The following is a 16,792-nucleotide window of genomic DNA, read 5'->3' on the forward strand; positions in this document are numbered from 1 at the left end:
GTGCATATCAAGGAGTATATGGTATGCTGATTAATTTATCGGAACTGTTTCCCGTGGAGGGAAAGTCTAAAACTTATACCCAGGAGTTGGATATGACACAGTTTCAGGCGCCGGACGGCACCTATGAGATTGTGGAAAAACAGCCGGTGACCCTGGTGATAACAAACCGGGGCGATAAGATACTTACTGTGACAGGAGAGGCTGACCTAAGCCTTGAGATGCCGTGCGGCAGGTGCTTGGAACCGGTGAAAGTTCCCTTTCATCTGGAGATTGACCAGGAACTGGACATGAACCGGACAGAGGAGGAGCGGGTAGAGGCTTTGGATGAGCAGTTCTATATTAATGGTTATAATCTGGATGTCGACCAGCTGGTTGGTAATGAGTTAACCTTGAACCTGCCTATGAAGGTTCTCTGCAGTGAAGACTGTCAGGGGATTTCTAATAGATATGGTACAAATCCGGGCTCTGGAGAAGGTGACTGTGATGACAGCCCACTGGATCCAAGAATGTCAGTTATCCAGGATATTTTTAAACAGTTGAAGGAGGTGTAAACCATGTCTATCTGTCCAAAGAATAAATCTTCAAAAGCAAGAAGAGACAGCCGCAGGGCAAACTGGAAGATGAGCGCTCCAAATCTGGTAAAGTGCAGCAAGTGTGGCGCTCTGATGATGCCTCACAGAGTTTGCAAGGCTTGTGGTTCTTATAACAAGAGAGAGATTGTAAGCGTTGAGGATTAATTTTCAGCGTCTCTGTGACAAGGAAAATGAAGTTGGATCAAGGCCTCCGGGGTATTGCCCTGGAGGCCTTGCTTGCGTTAAAAAGATGTTTTCCAAAAAGCAGTTCGGTATTCAGCAGGTGTCAGGCCTGTACTTTGGCGGAATAATTCTGAAAGACGGCTGGAGGTGGAATATCCCACACTTTTAGCTATTTGGCCGATCGTCAGATCACTGGTGGTCAAAAGGCACTCTGCATGGCTCACTCTTCTTTGCTGAATATAACTTGTAACAGAGCAGTGATAAACGCTCTGAAATAGAAGTTTGAATTTGGAAAGACTCATGCAGGCAAAACCGGCCAGCTTCTCCAGGGGTATTTCACCGGCATAATGGTCGTTGATATAAGCTGCGGCCAATTCGATGTGCTTTAAATCCTGCATGCTGATTTCTGCCGGTTTGGAATGTTTTGGATTGTTTTTCAGACGGGAGAGAAGCGTGGAAACCACTTCTGCAACCTTCCCCTCATAAAACAATTTTGCTGCCATTCCCTCACCACGATAATGTTCCACCTGTTTTAGAAGTATGACTAATTCCGGGAAATTCGCCTCCTGATCCAATTGGGAAAAAGCGGTAGAGGGGTTAAAATATTCTTCCGGATAATTTTCCTTCATATAATCCTTATAATAAGCCGGTGCAATACCTATCCCAACACTGCGGATCGGTATTTTTTTGTGTACCCAGATTTTATACGGTTCCTCATTGCCCGCTATGTTTTGGATGCAGCCTGCATGGATCCGTCTGTAGGGGGTAAGCTGTTCACCTGAGATGGAGTCGTAATATATGACACTTAAATATCCTGAAACATTGCTTTCTACCAGTGTATCTTTATGAAAATAAAAATCATGAATCTTGATATCGAATAAATCCTTTTCTCCATAGGCCCAAAAGCAGCCGGCCCCCATTTCAGGTGCCATTTTCCAGCATGTTCCTAATAGGCCGTAGGGGTGTTCATCACATGAAGTAAATCCATAGAACTCCATGAGACGGGCATTCCAGTATTCCATTGTATGCTGCATTTAAGTCCTCCATTGAAACGATCAGCCATTTCTTTGAAACGATTAGCCATAAAATCGCGCAGATGATTGTATCATTTCAAATAAAGTGCTATCTTGATCATGAGGTTAGCGAATTCTAACCGCATTATATCATTATCACACAAAACCGTCAATAAGTGAAATCTTTAGACGGTGTGTGGAATGCACTACAAAACTCTCAACTATAAGAATGGAGGCGTGCTGATGTCTGAAAAAATGAATACACGGGCTATGCTGCTGAGTGACAGCCCGTGGAAGCTGGTAGCAAAACTTAGTGTTCCCGCAATTGTTGGAATGGTGGTGGTAGGGCTTTATAATTTCATGGATGGTGTTTATGTCGGGCAAATGATAGGAGATCGTGCAATGGCCGCAGTATCGGTGTCTTATCCCTTTACTTTAGCCAATACCGGGATTTCCACCCTGATCGGCGTTGGCTCTGCCTCGGTCCTGTCCAGGGCGATCGGGAAGAAGGACCAGGCTGTAATCGATAAGATCATGGGGAATTTAATTGCTCTAAACCTCATATTTTCACTTATCATTATGGCGGGTGGTATGATTTTTACAAAGCAGATTTTGATGCTTTCCGGTGCAAAAGGTGAAATCCTATCGCTTGCAACACGATACCTGCGTATTATTTTTGCCGGCAGTCTGTTTGTCAACTTTGCACAGTCGGCAAACATGATCATGCGCGGTGAAGGACTGCTTAAACGGGCCATGATGTTCAGCGCCGGTTCCGCGGTCATGAATATTATCCTTGATCCGGTTTTCATTCTGCTTCTTAATCCCTATGGGCGGGGAATTGATGGGGCCGCCTACGCAACAATTCTTTCCCAGGTCGCATATGCAGCTGCCACACTGTGGTACTTTAAAAAGAAAAGCAGGGCAGTGCGGATCCATGCTATACGTATTGAGAAAGATCTATTTCATGAAATTATCGGCGTGGGTGTATCTGCTATGCTCATGCAGGTTATGATGCTCGTACAGCAGACCGTGCTTTATAACCTTGCTGCTCAGCATGGAGGCGATACATGGCAGATTATTCTGGGGGCAACTTATCGTGTGGTTTCCTTTGCCTTCATTCCTTTGTGGGGGCTTTCACAGAGATATCAGCCGGCCGTGGGTACCAACTATGGGGCAAAGCAATATGACCGTGTAAAATACATAACCAAAATTTTTTCCATAGCAGCAACCTTGCTGGCACTCATTTTCTATTTGCCGATTATGACTGCACCCAAAGCGATCCTATCCATGTTTATAACAACTCTTTCTGTGGCAGAACAGGGAGCGGGGGCATTTCGCCTGTTTTTTATATCCTTTATCCTGTTAGGCTTCTGGATTGTGGTCCTGACTCTGATGCAGTCCCTGGGCAGGGCCACGAAGGCAAGTGTATTGGTGATCCTGCGCCAGATTGTCCTCTATATTCCTGCTGCAATTATTATGCCGCATGTGGCTGGACTGGGGGTACATGGTATATTCACAGCACCGGTGATCACGGATATGATTGTATTGATCGTAGCAATCAGGATGGCGGTAAGCGAATTTAAGAGGATGGATGGAAAACCATAGGGGAACAGATATTCGGAAGTCCTGGATTACGGAATTGCGTTTTACAAAAAGCAAGTGCAGGGTCAAAGCAGTTCATGTATGTCTTAAATAATTCAGGCTGGATGCATCAGGATGGACAGGTAGATACACAGACGGTTAGGCACCATATTTAAGGCCACTGCTGTTGCATACCAAACGCCGTAGAGCGCGGCTGCATTCTTTGTGCCGCATTTCTGATCCAGCATTCCCCACAGATAGCTTCCAACCGTGCCGATTAGTGCGCACACCGACATGGCTATCATAGCAGCACTCCGGGACAGTCCGATACTGGTCAGCCGTAGGATCAGCTGACTTATTACGCCCACGGTAACCATCATGTATATGCCCACGCCCAGACTGACAAACCAGAATTTTCTGGTGCGCAGAAAACAGCGGTAGGTCTGTGTCCCCTGCTCCGGCGGTTCACCTTCTGCCGCCAGGGCTGCCTCCTCATCCGTCAGATTAGCCGGATTCTCCCCAGCCTCCTGGGGAGTGTCAGGTATAAGCATTGCTCCGATGCATAGCAGGATCATCATACAGCCAATGATTGTGATTGCCCATTCGATTCCTCCGCACACCTGGGTCAGCATGGTGATTACAATTACAATGGAAGCCGAGGCCGGATTATTTCCCATCGCCGCCCAGCCTACAACAAGCTCCTGGGATTTCTTTTTGAGCAGAGCTACAAACTGATCGGCAATGCTCTCCTGAACACAGATGACAGGCAAAGCCATGCAGTGCATACCCCCACAGCCAAAGGAGGAGTTGATGACCGCATTGACACTGTTCTCCAAATCAGCGTCTTCCAGAACCAGGGCATGGTTCTTTGCCCCACACTGGGCCTGGACACGCTTGCCGTTAGCAGCCGCCTTGGAATAGATCTCCTTGCCAACGCCGGTGGTGCCGACAAAGGTTACGGCCTTGACCCTGGGGTCGGTGAGAAGAATATCCGCTTCGTGGTGGCTGCATGTGACCAGATTCACAACGCCCTTGGGAAATCCTGCTTCAGTGTAGAATAACTCCAGGATCCGGATGGCGGTTAAGGGGGTGGGAGAAGCCTCTTGCGCCGAGGTGATCGCTATTTCTACTTCCTCCTGGGTGCAGCGCGGCACTTCGGCGATCACTTCGCCGGTGTTGGAATCGGTTACAGACATATAAATATCGGTTTTGGACTCGCGCCATTCACCATATACGCAATACTTTTTTTTTCAATAGACATTGTGATTTCCTCCTGGAATTGTTAGTTTATTTCACGCGGTATACCTGAGAGTAGTCGCAGGGGTCATTGTAGAAGGTGTGCTGTGCTCCCAGATACCGCTTGATCTTCAAATCGGCCAGATACTGTGCAATGGGCTAGTAGGTAGGCATATCGTCTGGATCAGGACGGATAAACCTGATACTGCCGGAGCAAAACGTGGTTTCCGGTTCGCGGATGGGGAAGGGATAATCCGCTGGTCTTTCCCATGCTTTGGGGTTGAATGTGACATAACTGGCATCGGCTCCGCCGCCGTTGCCAACGGCCCGGATCCCGATGACAGAGGAGAGATTGATGATTTTGCCGTGAATGTCATGTACCTTCATGTACCGGCCAAAATGCTTGCAGGTAAGCATGACTGATTTTACATTGGCATCAAACATGGCATCCCACGTATCTGCCGGGAACTCGGTTCCGGGAAATTTCTTGTTGACCCCCTGGGAGTTAACAAGAATATCAACCGTTCCCATCTTTTCCAGGGCATCTGACAGGAGAGCTGTCACATCCTCCTCTTTGGAAGCATCCCCTGCATGGTATAGGATATCCGCGCCGCCGCCTGCCTTAATTTCATCCTGGGCACGCTTGAGGGAATCTTCCCTGCGGCTGGATATCATCACCTGGCACCGGCTTCGGGAAGTTGATGTTAGAAAGGGGCCGATTTCTTATTACATTTAATAATTCTCAAACAATTCTCAATCATTCCAATAACAATCATGGGATACAATGCAATCATCCAGTGAGAAATCACTAAAAAATGTACGCTGGTGTACACAAAACAAGAATGGAGGATCATTTCATGGAAAAGAAAAACTTTGTATCACTGATCATGGGAACTGTTGGAGGGATTTTATTCGGGATCGGCATGTGTATGTGCCTGTTACCTGAGTGGAACGCATTTAGGCAGGGGATTCTGGTATCGGCCGTTGGCGCGGTTGTGCTGCTGGCAATGCTGTCCGTGCGCCGCAAAATGGAGGGAAAACCTGCAATACAGCTGAATGCCAAAGCGGTGGGATCTGTGGTACTCGGCATTGCAGGCGCCCTGGTGCTTGGCAGCGGTATGTGCTTGACAATGGTATGGAACATGCTGGTACCTGGTATTGTCATAGGAATTGTGGGTATTGTTTTGCTGCTGTGTTTAATCCCAATCTGTAAAGGTTTGAAATAATACGCTAAAGTCAAAAACGGAAGCAAAAAACATCTGGCAGAGGAGAGGAAGACTCATTAGAAAGAGGTACATGTCAGGCCAAGAATGAATTTTAACAATTCTCAAACAAAAGGTATGGTATACTCTATATAAAAGTAATATTGTCATACGGAATGGAAGGAGATGTTACTATGGTCCATATCTTAATCGTGGAGGATGATTCTGAACTGAATCGGTTTGTATGTTCTTATTTGAATAACAGCGGTTTTATAACTAAGGGATGTTTAAATGCCCGGGATGCGTATGATGAAATGTATAACACGTTATATGACCTGATCATATCGGATATTATGATGCCGGAAATTGACGGGTTTGAATTTGCCAGAACCGTCCGGCAGGTAAATAAGACAATCCCCATCCTGTTTATGTCTGCAAAGGATGACTTGAATTCCAAGCAAAAAGGATTTCAGTTTGGGATTGACGATTATATGGTAAAACCCATCGAGGTGGAGGAACTGCTTTTGCGTGTGCGTGCCCTGCTCCGCCGGGCCAATATAGAGGTGGAGAGAAAGATAACCATCGGCAACCTGACATTGGATGCGGATGCGGTGACCGCTGTTGTAGATGGAACAGAGCTTCCGGTTACAACCAGAGAGTTTAATATTCTGTATAAACTGCTGTCTTATCCCAATAAGACATTTTCCAGAGGGCAGCTGATGGATGAATTCTGGGGATTGGAGAGCGATATCGGGCTGCGGGCAGTTGATGTATATATCACGGGAATCCGAAAGAAATTTTCCGCATGTGATGGCTTTTCACTGAAAACAGTCCGCGGACTTGGATATAAGGCGGTGCTGCAATGAAAGACAAGCCTGCCGAGCTAAGCTATAAAAGAAGCCTGTTTTCCATCAAGTCATATTTTTTTTATTTTCTGATCATTACATTTGCCATCACCTGCTGTCTGCTGCTATTTTTGAGCCATCTTGAACCGGACTATGGAAGTGTCCGTGAAAGCGCTAAACTGACAGCCATGAATGTTGTGCTGATCAGCCTGATCTTAACGGTTTTAGATGGGATCTACCGTAAGATAACGCTGGAGTATCCGATGAAACGGATTTTAAAAGCCTCCCAGAAATTGATAGGAGGCGATTACTCTGTCCGGATCCCTCTTGCCCATGATTTTGACAATACCAATGAACTTGATGTGTTAATTGAAAATTTTAACCGGATAGCAGAGGAACTGTCCGGGGTGGAAACGTTGCGCACCGACTTTGTTTCCAATGTATCCCATGAAATAAAAACTCCGCTGTCAGTCATTCAAAACTATGCTTCTTTATTGCAAAATGCAGAGCTTTCGGAAGAAAAAAAGAAAGAGTATGCAGGGGCGATAGTGGATGCATGCCGCAGACTGACAGGGCTCATCACCAATATCTTAAAGCTGAACAAGCTGGAAAACCAGCAGATTTTTCCGGAAACAAAGGAGTTTGATTTAGATACCCAGCTGTCTGAGTGTATCATACGTCTTGATAATGTGCTGGAACGGAAAGATCTGGAGGTAGAGGCGGATATAGAGGAACGGGTAAAAGTAAAGTCTGATGAGGAATTGCTTGACCTGGTCTGGAATAATCTTTTGTCCAATGCCATAAAATTCACACCGCCGGGAGGAAAAATCACAGTCAGTTTAAAATCAGATAACACAATGGCAGTGATAAAAATATCAGATACAGGCTGCGGAATCAGCAATGAGGTGGGAAAACGCATGTTTGAAAAGTTTTATCAGGGGGACAGCTCCCATGCCACCCAGGGAAACGGCCTGGGGCTTGCTCTGGTAAAACGGGTGGTGGATATTGTCGGAGGCGATATATCCATAGAGAGTAAACTGGGAGAGGGGAGCACATTCACCGTGCGGATGAAAAAGATCCCGTCCGGAGGGCGGGGGAATCAGTCATCGCCGGAAAAATGAACATAGGGTTGGAGGTTTATTTTTATGGAAGAGAATGAGAAAAAATTCATATATACTTACTCCGCGGGAGAACAGGAGGAGATCAAACAGATTCGTCAGAAATATCTTCGTCCGGAAGAAAATAAGATGGAGCAGCTGAGAAAACTGGACGAAAGCGCAACAAAAAAGGGTATGGCAGTTTCACTGGTTTTGGGAATCGCCAGCACACTTTTTCTTGGCATTGGCATGTGCTGCACAATGGTATGGGCGGATACTATGTTTATTCCCGGCATTGGGATTGGCCTTCTGGGCATTGCCGGAATCGGGGCCTCATTTCCCCTGTACCGGTGTATTACAAAAAGACAGAGGGAGAAGCTGGCGCCTAAGATCATGGAGCTTACAAATGAGCTGATGAAATAAAAACACCAGCATAATAAATCAAAAAATAAAAAAGGTTCGGACATGAAGAAAATAGATTTATCACAAGGTAATATCAGAAAGCTGGTGGTACGGACCGCGGTTCCCATGGTTGTCGCACAGTTTGTCAGTATGCTTTACAATATTGTTGACCGTATTTTTGTGGGAAGGATACCGGGGATCGGAGCAGTAGCCCTGGGCGGTATTGCCCTTGTTTGGATCCACCGAAGCAAATCTTCCCTATGCAGTCCAATATGTGAGAATCATCAGCATGGGCATTCCCTTCTCCATGCTGATAACGGGAATGAATGTTTTTATTAATACCCAGGGGAAAACATTCATTGGTATGATTTCCGTGATCATCGGTGCCGTGATCAACATTGTATTAGACGCGGTGTTTATTCTGGTCATGGACATGGGAGTGGCAGGAGCTGCATGGGCCACAGTGATCGGTCAGGCGGTATCGGCAGCCTGGGTGGTTGGATATCTGATATCCTCCCGCTCGGTAATCCGCCTGAGAAGGTGCAATCTGATACCTGATCGACAGACTCTTGGCAGCATTGTGGCATTGGGGATCTCTAACTTTATCACAACCGGGGCGGAAAGTCTTGTCAATATTATTTTAAACCATTCTTTGAGAAAATATGGCGCAGCCGCGCTGTCCGGCTTTGCCATTGACGGGGCCACGCTTGCAATCTCCGTGGGAACGATCGTTACCGCGACTTCCTCCTTTATACGGCAGCCGGTCAATGGTTTCTGCCAGGGCCTGCAGCCGGTTATAAGCTATAATTACGGCGCGGGGAGACAAGACCGGGTCCGCCAGGCCATTACCTGTTCCATTGTTATAACAACCGTTTACGCTGCGGTCCTGTGGCTGCTTCTGATGGCTGTTCCCGGAAGCTTTTCCAAAATGTTTACGGAGAGCGGTGAGGTGATCGCGGTTTCCAAAAACCTGATCCGAATTTATGTCTTTGGCATGCTGTTCTCCGGTGTGCAGTCCACGCTGATCCAGTCCTTTATTGCCAGAGGGATGAAAAAACAATCCCTGCTTGTATCTGCGTTCAGTAAATGCTTGTATGTGCCCGTTCTCTTGATCCTTCCGGCATTGGTAAAACCGGCTTACAGTGTGCTGGCGATCTATGGGGCTCAGGCGATCACAGATGTAATCGGCGTTCTGTTTATTGCAATACTTGCTTCAGTGTACAAAGGATTACAATAAAAATGGACTACCAACCTGCAACTTCTACCGTTCTTTCAAAGAGCGGTATTTCATTTTTCTGAAATGTAATGATCAGCGGATATTATGAGCGTTTAATGCTATCAGACGGTAAGGCGCCTTCCGCCATATCCCAGGCTGCGCCTGCGAACATAATCAGGGACATGTATATGTTGGAGTTTTTAGATCTGCCAGAGCCTTATAGGGAATATGATTTGAAAAAGGCCATTTTGAAGAACATGAAAAAGTTTTTACTGGAATTTGGCAGGGATTTTATTTTTATGGGAGAAGAATATCATCTTCAAGTAGGAAAGAACGACTATTATACGGATTTAATCTTTTTTCATAGGGAACTACAATGCCTTGTTGCAATTGAGTTGAAAATTGATGATTTCAAACCGGAATACCTGGGAAAAATGCAGTTCTATCTGGAAGCGTTAGACCGGGATGTAAAGAAGCCCCACGAAAATCCCAGCGTTGGCATTATTCTTTGCAAGAGCAAGGACGAGGACGTTGTTGAATATGCCCTGAGCCGGAACATGAGTCCAACCATGATTTCCGAATATCGGACGAAACTAATCAGCAAGGAAATCTTACAAAAGAAACTTAAGGAATTAACGGAAATGGTGGATGAGGATAAAAACTCTCAATGACGTTGAGAGTTTTTCAAAAAATCAATTTATTATGTTAGTACAAAAATAGCAGGGGATTATAATGAGTCTCTGCTATTTTATGGCCTCAAGCCAATATAAGGAGCGAAGCGATGCTGACTCTTCGGGCCATGTTGGAGCTGTTGATAAACCCTCCTCAAATACTTTCTGGTATGATAAAATAAAAGAAAAGTATGGAGGCCAAGGCTATGATGACACAATCATCTCATAAGCAAATCAAATTTCATTTGGTAACGATTGAAGACATGGTGCCTGAAGATCACCTGCTGCGTAAGTTGAATCGTCTCATAGACTTCTCTTTTATTTACCGTGAGGTAGAGGATTGTTATTGCCACAACAATGGAAGGCCTTCGATTGATCCCGTTATCTTAATCAAATATCTGCTCATCGGATTTCTGTTTGGTATAGAATCGGAACGGCGCATTGAGCAGGAAATTCAAGTAAACATGGCCTATCGCTGGTTCCTTGGTCTGGACTTGGATGAACGGGTTCCAGACCATTCCACCATTTCTCAAAACAGAAGAAAACGGTTTTCAGGAAGAGATTTGTTCCGCAAACTGTTTGACCAGGTCGTTCACTCCTGTATGAGCCAGGGCTTGGTAGAAGGAAAACTGATTTTGACTGATTCCACCCATGTCAAGGCGAATGCCTCCCGTAAGTCGGAGCAAGTCATCGAGGTGGAATACAAACCAGCCGAATATCTGTCAGTCCTGGACGTCTACGAACAGGAAGAACGCAAACGCTTAGAGCAAGCCGGACGAATCCCGCCGCAAAAATCCCATCGTAGTCAAAAGGAAAAGCCCAAAACAATACCTAAGCGAATCAGCCGTACCGATCCGGATGCTGGATTCTATAAACGAAAGGGAAAGCCGGAGGGAATGCACTATCTCTCCCATCAAAGCCTTGACGGTGCACATGGGATCATCGTGGACGTCCATGTAACGCCTGGAAATGTGACGGATGCAACGCCGTATGTAAGCCGTCTGATGCAAATCCGCGAACAATTAGGGCTCGCGATATCAGAAGCGGGAGCTGACAGCGGATATGATATAGGCCTGGTCCATCAGAAGCTTGTGGAAGAGGGAATCCGTTTGTATACCCCAATCAATCATGAAGAACCAAAGTATCAATCCGCGTTTATGCGCAAGGATTTTTCGTATCAGGCAGGTTGTGACTGCTTTCTCTGTCCCGCCGGAAAATGCTTAAATCTGAAACGGTTGCAGAGAAGTGAATATGGAGTTTACTGGGAATACCAAGCGAAAAAGGAGGATTGTCAATCCTGCCCCTATCGTCGCCAATGTCTGACCAAGAGTGCTGCCAAGCGCCGTGTGCAGGTCAATCTATTTGAGCCGGCAGTAAAGCAAAACCACAGTAAGGATGGAAGTGAACGACATCGTGAGGTATTACGGCTGCGTCAAATCTGGTGTGAGGGAAGCTTCGCTGTACAGAAAGCCCGACATAACTTAAAACATTTATTACGGAGAGGTTTAGAGGCAGCAAAAGAACACTGCCTCTTATCAGCAACCGCATTAAACTTGAAACGGATGGTAAAATGTTTAAAGTGACACCGAAAGGTGTTCTTTTTTTGCTCTCATATTTTCCTGGCTATCGAATTCATCTCTATATTCCTGCTACTCATTTTTTTTATGGGGTTTATCAACAGCTCCATGTTGGCCCGAAGCCGGGTTTGGGGAGGTTCCCCAACAAGCAGATGTTTGACGTTCCGGCCGAAGAGCCGGAATGTCATTTATTTCCCCAAAATCTATTACATAGCTTCGTGACAAGTTGGCTTAACGTAAACAAGTATCAATTTTCAATATATGCTTGACAAATCACTTATGTTATGCAACAGTAGTTATACAACATAAGTGACGCGAAAGCTGGAAGGAGAAACTAATATGCCACCAAAAGCAAAAATAACAAAAGAAAAGATATTGAATACTGTTTTAGAAATCACAAAAGAAACCGGCTTTGAAACGGTAAACGCAAGAAGTATTGCCAATAAATTGCAATGTTCTACTCGACCAATTTTCACTTGCTATGAAAATATGGATGAAGTAAAAAAGGATTTTCTTAATTTTGCGTATAAATACTATGAACAGTTTGTTGCATCTTATCGTGATTCGGAAAAAATCAATTCTTCTTTAGTTTACCCACTATCATACATTGAATTTGCTCAAGATGAAACCTATTTATTTAAGTTTTTGTTCATAGATGATATGGACTTAAATATGTCAAAAGCAACAGATTTTTATAAAGAAGAAGATAATGAAAAAAGAGCTAATGACTTTTCTGAATCTATCGGAATCAGATTAGAAAAAGCAAAAACAATTTTTTTGGATTTATTTTTATACTCTCATGGTATTGCTGTTCTTACGGCAACAAAGAAAATGAAGCTGGATAAAGATAGCGCTCAAAAAATGGTGATAAACGTATTATCCATTTTGATAAAGCAAGAAAAACCTGATTGGCATTTAGAAATATAATTTTACTAGATTAAACGCAAAGGAGGTTTGTTAGGTGCAATCAAATCAATACTTAATTGACTTTTATAGCAATTATGATGAGGAAAAACGGTTGCTATTAAAGCATGGCTCTGTTGAATTTCTTACCACTATGCGTTACATTGAAAAATATGTAACACCTGGCAATCATATACTTGAAATCGGAGCTGGAACAGGAAGGTATTCACATGCATTGGCTCGCCAAGGCCATGCTATTGATGCAGTAGAATTAGTAGAGCATAATATAGAAATCTTCCGTAAAAATACACAACCAGGTGAAAACATAACTATTACACAAGGTAATGCCATTAATTTATCTGCTTTTTCTGATAACACATATGATATTACCCTGATTTTGGGACCACTTTATCATTTATACAATGTCACAGATAAACGGCAGGCTTTAAGGGAAGCGATTCGCGTAACAAAACCGGGAGGAATTGTTTTTGCTGCTTATGTTATATCAGATGGCTGCCTCCTTGATGAAGGATTTATGCATGGCAATATCAATGTTGCTGAATATATAAAAAATGGTCTGCTCGATTCAAAAACATTTGCTGCAAAATCTGAGCCAAAAGATTTATTTGAACTTGTTCGTAAAGAAGATATTGATCACATAATGTCTGTATTCTCTGTAAATCGTTTACATTATGTAGCAGCAGATGGTACCGCATTACTTATGCGTGACGCCATAGATAAAATGAATCAAGATACTTTTGAATTATATTTAAAGTATCATTTCGCTATTTGTGAGCGAATGGATTTAATAGGTATAACAAGCCATGCGATTGATATATTTAGAAAACCTACATAAATAACTCAAACCAACATTATATAGCTATGAAATAAATTACATAGATTTATAAAATTCCTACCGCTATAACGGTGAAAGAAAAAACCATCGTTGCGGAGGTATTTCGTGTTGCTTCTTAAAAAAAGAGGCGGCGGTTTTGAAGAAATTCAGACCGCCGTTTTCTTTTTGAAAAAAAGAATATAGAGGGTGTATTAAATCGTCAATGATGCCGCCGACTTCGCTGGGACAAACGGCTGTTATCTTTATCAGGGCCGGGCTGTGAAGGAGGATAAGGACAGGAGCCTGAAAGACCAGATACTTGTTATCGCTCCCCATGAAGGGCTTGTTTCTTCCGACACATGGCTGAAATCGCCGCTTTTGGTCGCTGTCCGTAATGTGGGTTATGCAGATGCCCTGGTATCAATGATGTCTTTACAGGCTGCCCTTCTTGTGTCTTTTGGTGATGGAGAGCCGGATCCCAGGCTGATGAATGGGATTTCCGGAGCCGCAGTCTGTGGGACCGTATCGCTGATTGGAATTTATATGATATATTCTTCCGGCAGACAAAAAAGAAACGAATGATTAATATCTCTCAAACAGGATCATGACAAAACGGGAATAATGGTATGATAACTTCCTCTATGGCAGTACTCTTGGAGTCTCCTCGCAAATCTGAGCACCAGGAGATTCCGAGAGAATATTGAAAATTCAGAGGAGGAATGTTTATATGGGGAAGCAGATGGCGGAGAGGGAATGTGTCTGAGCGGGGCGTGAATGAGAGGGGCGTGAATGAGAGGAAATTACATGCTCTATCCGATCCACCGCCCCAAAGTTTCCATAAGCAGTTCCACATCAATGGGTTTTGCAATGTGGTCATTCATTCCCGCACTGTGGGCTTTTCCTATATCGGATGCAAATGCATTGGCTGTCAGGGCCAGGATCGGGATGGTATGGGCGTCCTCATGTTCCAGGGCGCGGATCGCTCTTGTTGCTTTGTAACCATCCATGACGGGCATTTGGATATCCATCAGAATGCAGGCATATTCTCCGGGAGCAGAGGTTTTAAACCGGTCCACTGCCATGAGACCATTATCCGCTGTATCGATCAAAAGGCCATGGGCCTTAAGCAGTTCCATTGCAATCTCGCGGTTGAGTTCATTATCCTCTGCCAGCAGAAGCTTTTTACCGTTTAAGGCAGCATTTGGCCGTGTGTGCATGGCGCTCCGGGATTCAGAACGGTCGTTTCTGCGGAATTTTTGGAAAGCATATACTATTTTTGATTTAAATAAAGGTTTTGTGATAAAGGCATCTGCGCCTGCCAGCCGGAACTTATCCTCAATCTCAGAAAAGTCGTAGGCGGAAATAATGATAATGGGCATATCCGGGCCAACCCTTGTGCGGATCAGCTTCAGGGTTTCCAGACCGTCAATATCGGGCATGATCCAGTCCAGGATCACTGCAAAAAAGTCATCCGACTGTTCATGGGCCTTAACAACACGGTCCACGGCTTCCCTGCCGGACAGAACCCAGCTGCACTGCATTCCCAGTTCATTCAGGATTTCTGAAACACTTTCACATATGGCCTGGTCGTCATCCGCCACCAAAACAGGCAGTCCGGCCAGTTCCCCGTCATCTGTTTCCGGCTCACTGCACAGATCAAAGGTAACGGCAACCACAAACTGGCTGCCTTTTCCCGGAGTGCTTTTCACCTCGATGGTGCCGTTCATCATGCGTACGATATTCTGTGTGATCGCCATTCCAAGGCCGGTGCCCTGGATATTGTTGATCCTGGCGTCATCTGCCCGGGAGAATGGTTCAAAGACATGGGAGATGAAGTCCTCATGCATTCCGATCCCTGAGTCGGTGACCACGAAAGAATACTGTCCCTTGCCCTTTGCAAAAGACGGGGTTTCCTGGATCCGCAGCCCGATGTTCCCGCCTTCAGGCGTATATTTGACGGCGTTGGAGAGTAGATTTACAAGCACCTGCTGCAGGCGTCCCTTGTCTGTCACCACATGTTCATGGCGGACCCGATTGGCATTTACCTGCAGTGTCTGATATTTTTCCGCTACCAGAGGGCGGAATACATCCATCACATCTTCGATCAGCTTGGGAAGGGAGACTTCCTCATATATCAGATCGATCTTCCCGCTTTCAATCTTGGACATATCCAGAACCTCATTGATCAGATTCAGCAGATGGCGGCTGGAGGTGTTGATCTTTGCAAGGCAGTCCTGTATTTTATCTGGTGAGTTCAGATTTGACTGTGCAATGACCGACATGCCTATGATGGCATTCATAGGTGTACGGATATCATGGGACATGGAGGAGAGGAAGTTGGTTTTTGCATCACTGGCAATCCGGGCTGTCTTACAGGCATCCTCCAGCACCTGCCTCTGTCTCGCCTGCTCCATGCGCTCCTTGGTTACGTCAAGGCCCACGCTGTAATAGGAGGGGATGCCGTCCCAGCTGTCCTGGGCACTGACAAAGCTGAAGGACAGTGCCAGTATTTTGAGAGCGCCATGATAAGTGACAATACGCCCTTCGGCCGCTGTGGGTTTTCCGGTCACCCTTGACTGATCCATAATATCAGTTATATGGACAATATCATCCGGGTGCACATAGGTACACTGGGAATGCAGCATCTGCTCAAATTCATTCCCTGTATAGCCGATCAGGTCCAGGAAGCCGCCGCCATACCAGAGGATTGTCCTCATATCTCTGGCATCCACCCGCGCAAATCCGCCATGGACACTGTTGATCAGCGCATCCCGCTCCTGGTCCTTTTTAGCCAGTTTATACTCCGCGCTGAACATATCATGGGAGAGTTCCAGCCGTGCCCGGTGCCCCTTCCAGCCGATCTCCAGATTCTTGATCATAAATGTCCGGCCCAGAGTGGGATTATAGAACTCCCACTTATAAAAATTATCTTTGTTCAGTTTGCAGTTGGTGCAGAAAGGGCAGGGGGAGGTACGTCCCTGGATCACTTCATAACACTTACGGCCAACTGTTTTCGCTGCCGGCATGCCAAGAACCTTGCAGGAAGTATGATTCAGATAAAGAAGCTCATATGTATCCATATCACTGACATAGGCATTTCCTTCGTATGTATCCAGCACCGATTGGAAGCAATGGTGCTGCTGTTGGCATAGCCGGGCCTGTTCTTCTTTTTCAAAGGCCAGCGCGTTTACATCGGCTAATTCCAATTGGAGCACCGGGCTCCTTGCTGCCGGATCCGCGGTTATGGTCCCCAGAAGGCGTACCCAGGAAAAACCATCTGCCTTCCTGGGCAGCCGGATGGTCATATCAAGATTAGGATCACCTGTGGAGGCTGCCTGAGCCGCCTCATGGCGTATTGCTGTGAAATCATCGGGAAACGGACGGTAGTACTCCTCCAGACTTGAGAAGAGATGATAAAATCCTTCCATTGTATATCCTGTAAGGCGGAAAAAGCCGGAG

At 45.4% G+C, this 16,792-nt stretch carries 17 protein-coding genes and 1 pseudogene; 14 read left to right on the forward strand and 4 right to left on the reverse strand.

Annotated elements, in window-relative coordinates; translation table 11 throughout:
* Positions 1-23: 23 nt before the first annotated feature.
* Positions 24-551, forward strand: a complete 528-nt coding sequence (locus CLFS41_RS14180; protein ID WP_007870803.1) for a YceD family protein — start codon at positions 24-26, stop codon at positions 549-551.
* Between the two features lie 3 nt (positions 552-554).
* Positions 555-737, forward strand: coding sequence for a 50S ribosomal protein L32 (rpmF, locus tag CLFS41_RS14185; protein WP_002564324.1), 183 nt, complete (start codon positions 555-557; stop codon positions 735-737).
* A 77-nt stretch (positions 738-814) separates the two neighbouring features.
* On the opposite strand, the gene CLFS41_RS14190 is transcribed toward rpmF, so the two are convergent.
* The gene (locus CLFS41_RS14190) at positions 815-1,753 is read right to left on the reverse strand and encodes an AraC family transcriptional regulator (protein WP_242856848.1); all 939 of its coding nucleotides are present in this window, start codon (positions 1,751-1,753) and stop codon (positions 815-817) included.
* 258 nt (positions 1,754-2,011) lie between these two features.
* On the opposite strand from CLFS41_RS14190, the gene CLFS41_RS14195 reads away from it, so the two are divergent.
* Positions 2,012-3,373, forward strand: a complete 1,362-nt coding sequence (locus CLFS41_RS14195; protein WP_045092616.1) for an MATE family efflux transporter — start codon at positions 2,012-2,014, stop codon at positions 3,371-3,373.
* Between the two features lie 92 nt (positions 3,374-3,465).
* Here CLFS41_RS14195 and CLFS41_RS29000 read toward each other — a convergent pair whose 3' ends face one another.
* Entirely contained in the window at positions 3,466-4,545 is a 1,080-nt protein-coding gene (locus tag CLFS41_RS29000) for an aldehyde dehydrogenase family protein (RefSeq protein WP_052665729.1), read from the reverse strand.
* 199 nt (positions 4,546-4,744) lie between these two features.
* On the reverse strand, positions 4,745-5,260 hold the full coding sequence (locus CLFS41_RS14205) for an SDR family oxidoreductase (RefSeq protein ID WP_052665735.1): 516 nt from the start codon (positions 5,258-5,260) through the stop codon (positions 4,745-4,747).
* A 182-nt stretch (positions 5,261-5,442) separates the two neighbouring features.
* Here CLFS41_RS14205 and CLFS41_RS14210 point away from each other — a divergent pair, with 182 nt between their 5' ends.
* From CLFS41_RS14210 to CLFS41_RS29485, 11 genes and pseudogenes are all read left to right on the forward strand, one after another.
* The gene (locus CLFS41_RS14210; RefSeq protein ID WP_007870816.1) at positions 5,443-5,811 is read left to right on the forward strand and encodes a hypothetical protein; all 369 of its coding nucleotides are present in this window, start codon (positions 5,443-5,445) and stop codon (positions 5,809-5,811) included.
* 170 nt (positions 5,812-5,981) lie between these two features.
* Positions 5,982-6,653: a response regulator transcription factor gene (locus CLFS41_RS14215; RefSeq protein ID WP_007870818.1), complete on the forward strand. Its 672-nt coding sequence runs from the start codon at positions 5,982-5,984 to the stop codon at positions 6,651-6,653.
* Positions 6,650-7,753, forward strand: coding sequence for a HAMP domain-containing sensor histidine kinase (locus CLFS41_RS14220; protein WP_045092617.1), 1,104 nt, complete (start codon positions 6,650-6,652; stop codon positions 7,751-7,753). The genes CLFS41_RS14215 and CLFS41_RS14220 overlap by 4 nt, the downstream gene beginning before the upstream one ends.
* A gap of 24 nt (positions 7,754-7,777) precedes the next feature.
* Positions 7,778-8,152, forward strand: a complete 375-nt coding sequence (locus CLFS41_RS14225; protein ID WP_007870822.1) for a hypothetical protein — start codon at positions 7,778-7,780, stop codon at positions 8,150-8,152.
* A 42-nt stretch (positions 8,153-8,194) separates the two neighbouring features.
* The gene (locus CLFS41_RS30095) at positions 8,195-8,470 is read left to right on the forward strand and encodes a hypothetical protein (RefSeq protein WP_007870824.1); all 276 of its coding nucleotides are present in this window, start codon (positions 8,195-8,197) and stop codon (positions 8,468-8,470) included.
* A complete protein-coding gene (locus CLFS41_RS14230) occupies positions 8,406-9,368 on the forward strand; it encodes an MATE family efflux transporter (RefSeq protein WP_161797492.1) in 963 nt (320 codons plus the stop codon). The genes CLFS41_RS30095 and CLFS41_RS14230 overlap by 65 nt, the downstream gene beginning before the upstream one ends.
* A gap of 95 nt (positions 9,369-9,463) precedes the next feature.
* Entirely contained in the window at positions 9,464-10,018 is a 555-nt protein-coding gene (locus CLFS41_RS14235; protein ID WP_347468410.1) for a PDDEXK nuclease domain-containing protein, read from the forward strand.
* Between the two features lie 206 nt (positions 10,019-10,224).
* Positions 10,225-11,601, forward strand: a complete 1,377-nt coding sequence (locus CLFS41_RS14240) for an IS1182 family transposase (protein ID WP_045092619.1) — start codon at positions 10,225-10,227, stop codon at positions 11,599-11,601.
* A gap of 333 nt (positions 11,602-11,934) precedes the next feature.
* Positions 11,935-12,522: a WHG domain-containing protein gene (locus CLFS41_RS14245; RefSeq protein WP_045092620.1), complete on the forward strand. Its 588-nt coding sequence runs from the start codon at positions 11,935-11,937 to the stop codon at positions 12,520-12,522.
* A gap of 34 nt (positions 12,523-12,556) precedes the next feature.
* Positions 12,557-13,354 (forward strand): class I SAM-dependent methyltransferase, encoded by a 798-nt coding sequence (locus CLFS41_RS14250; RefSeq protein WP_045092621.1) that lies wholly within the window; start codon positions 12,557-12,559, stop codon positions 13,352-13,354.
* 195 nt (positions 13,355-13,549) lie between these two features.
* Positions 13,550-13,699, forward strand: a pseudogene (locus CLFS41_RS29485) (recombinase family protein); the annotation flags it as partial.
* A gap of 443 nt (positions 13,700-14,142) precedes the next feature.
* On the opposite strand, the gene CLFS41_RS14260 reads toward CLFS41_RS29485, so the two are convergent.
* Positions 14,143-16,761 (reverse strand): response regulator, encoded by a 2,619-nt coding sequence (locus tag CLFS41_RS14260; protein WP_242856850.1) that lies wholly within the window; start codon positions 16,759-16,761, stop codon positions 14,143-14,145.
* Between the last annotated feature and the right edge of the window lie 31 nt (positions 16,762-16,792).

The organism is Clostridium sp. FS41 (genome assembly GCF_000954015.1).
Taxonomy (GTDB): domain Bacteria; phylum Bacillota; class Clostridia; order Lachnospirales; family Lachnospiraceae; genus Enterocloster; species Enterocloster citroniae.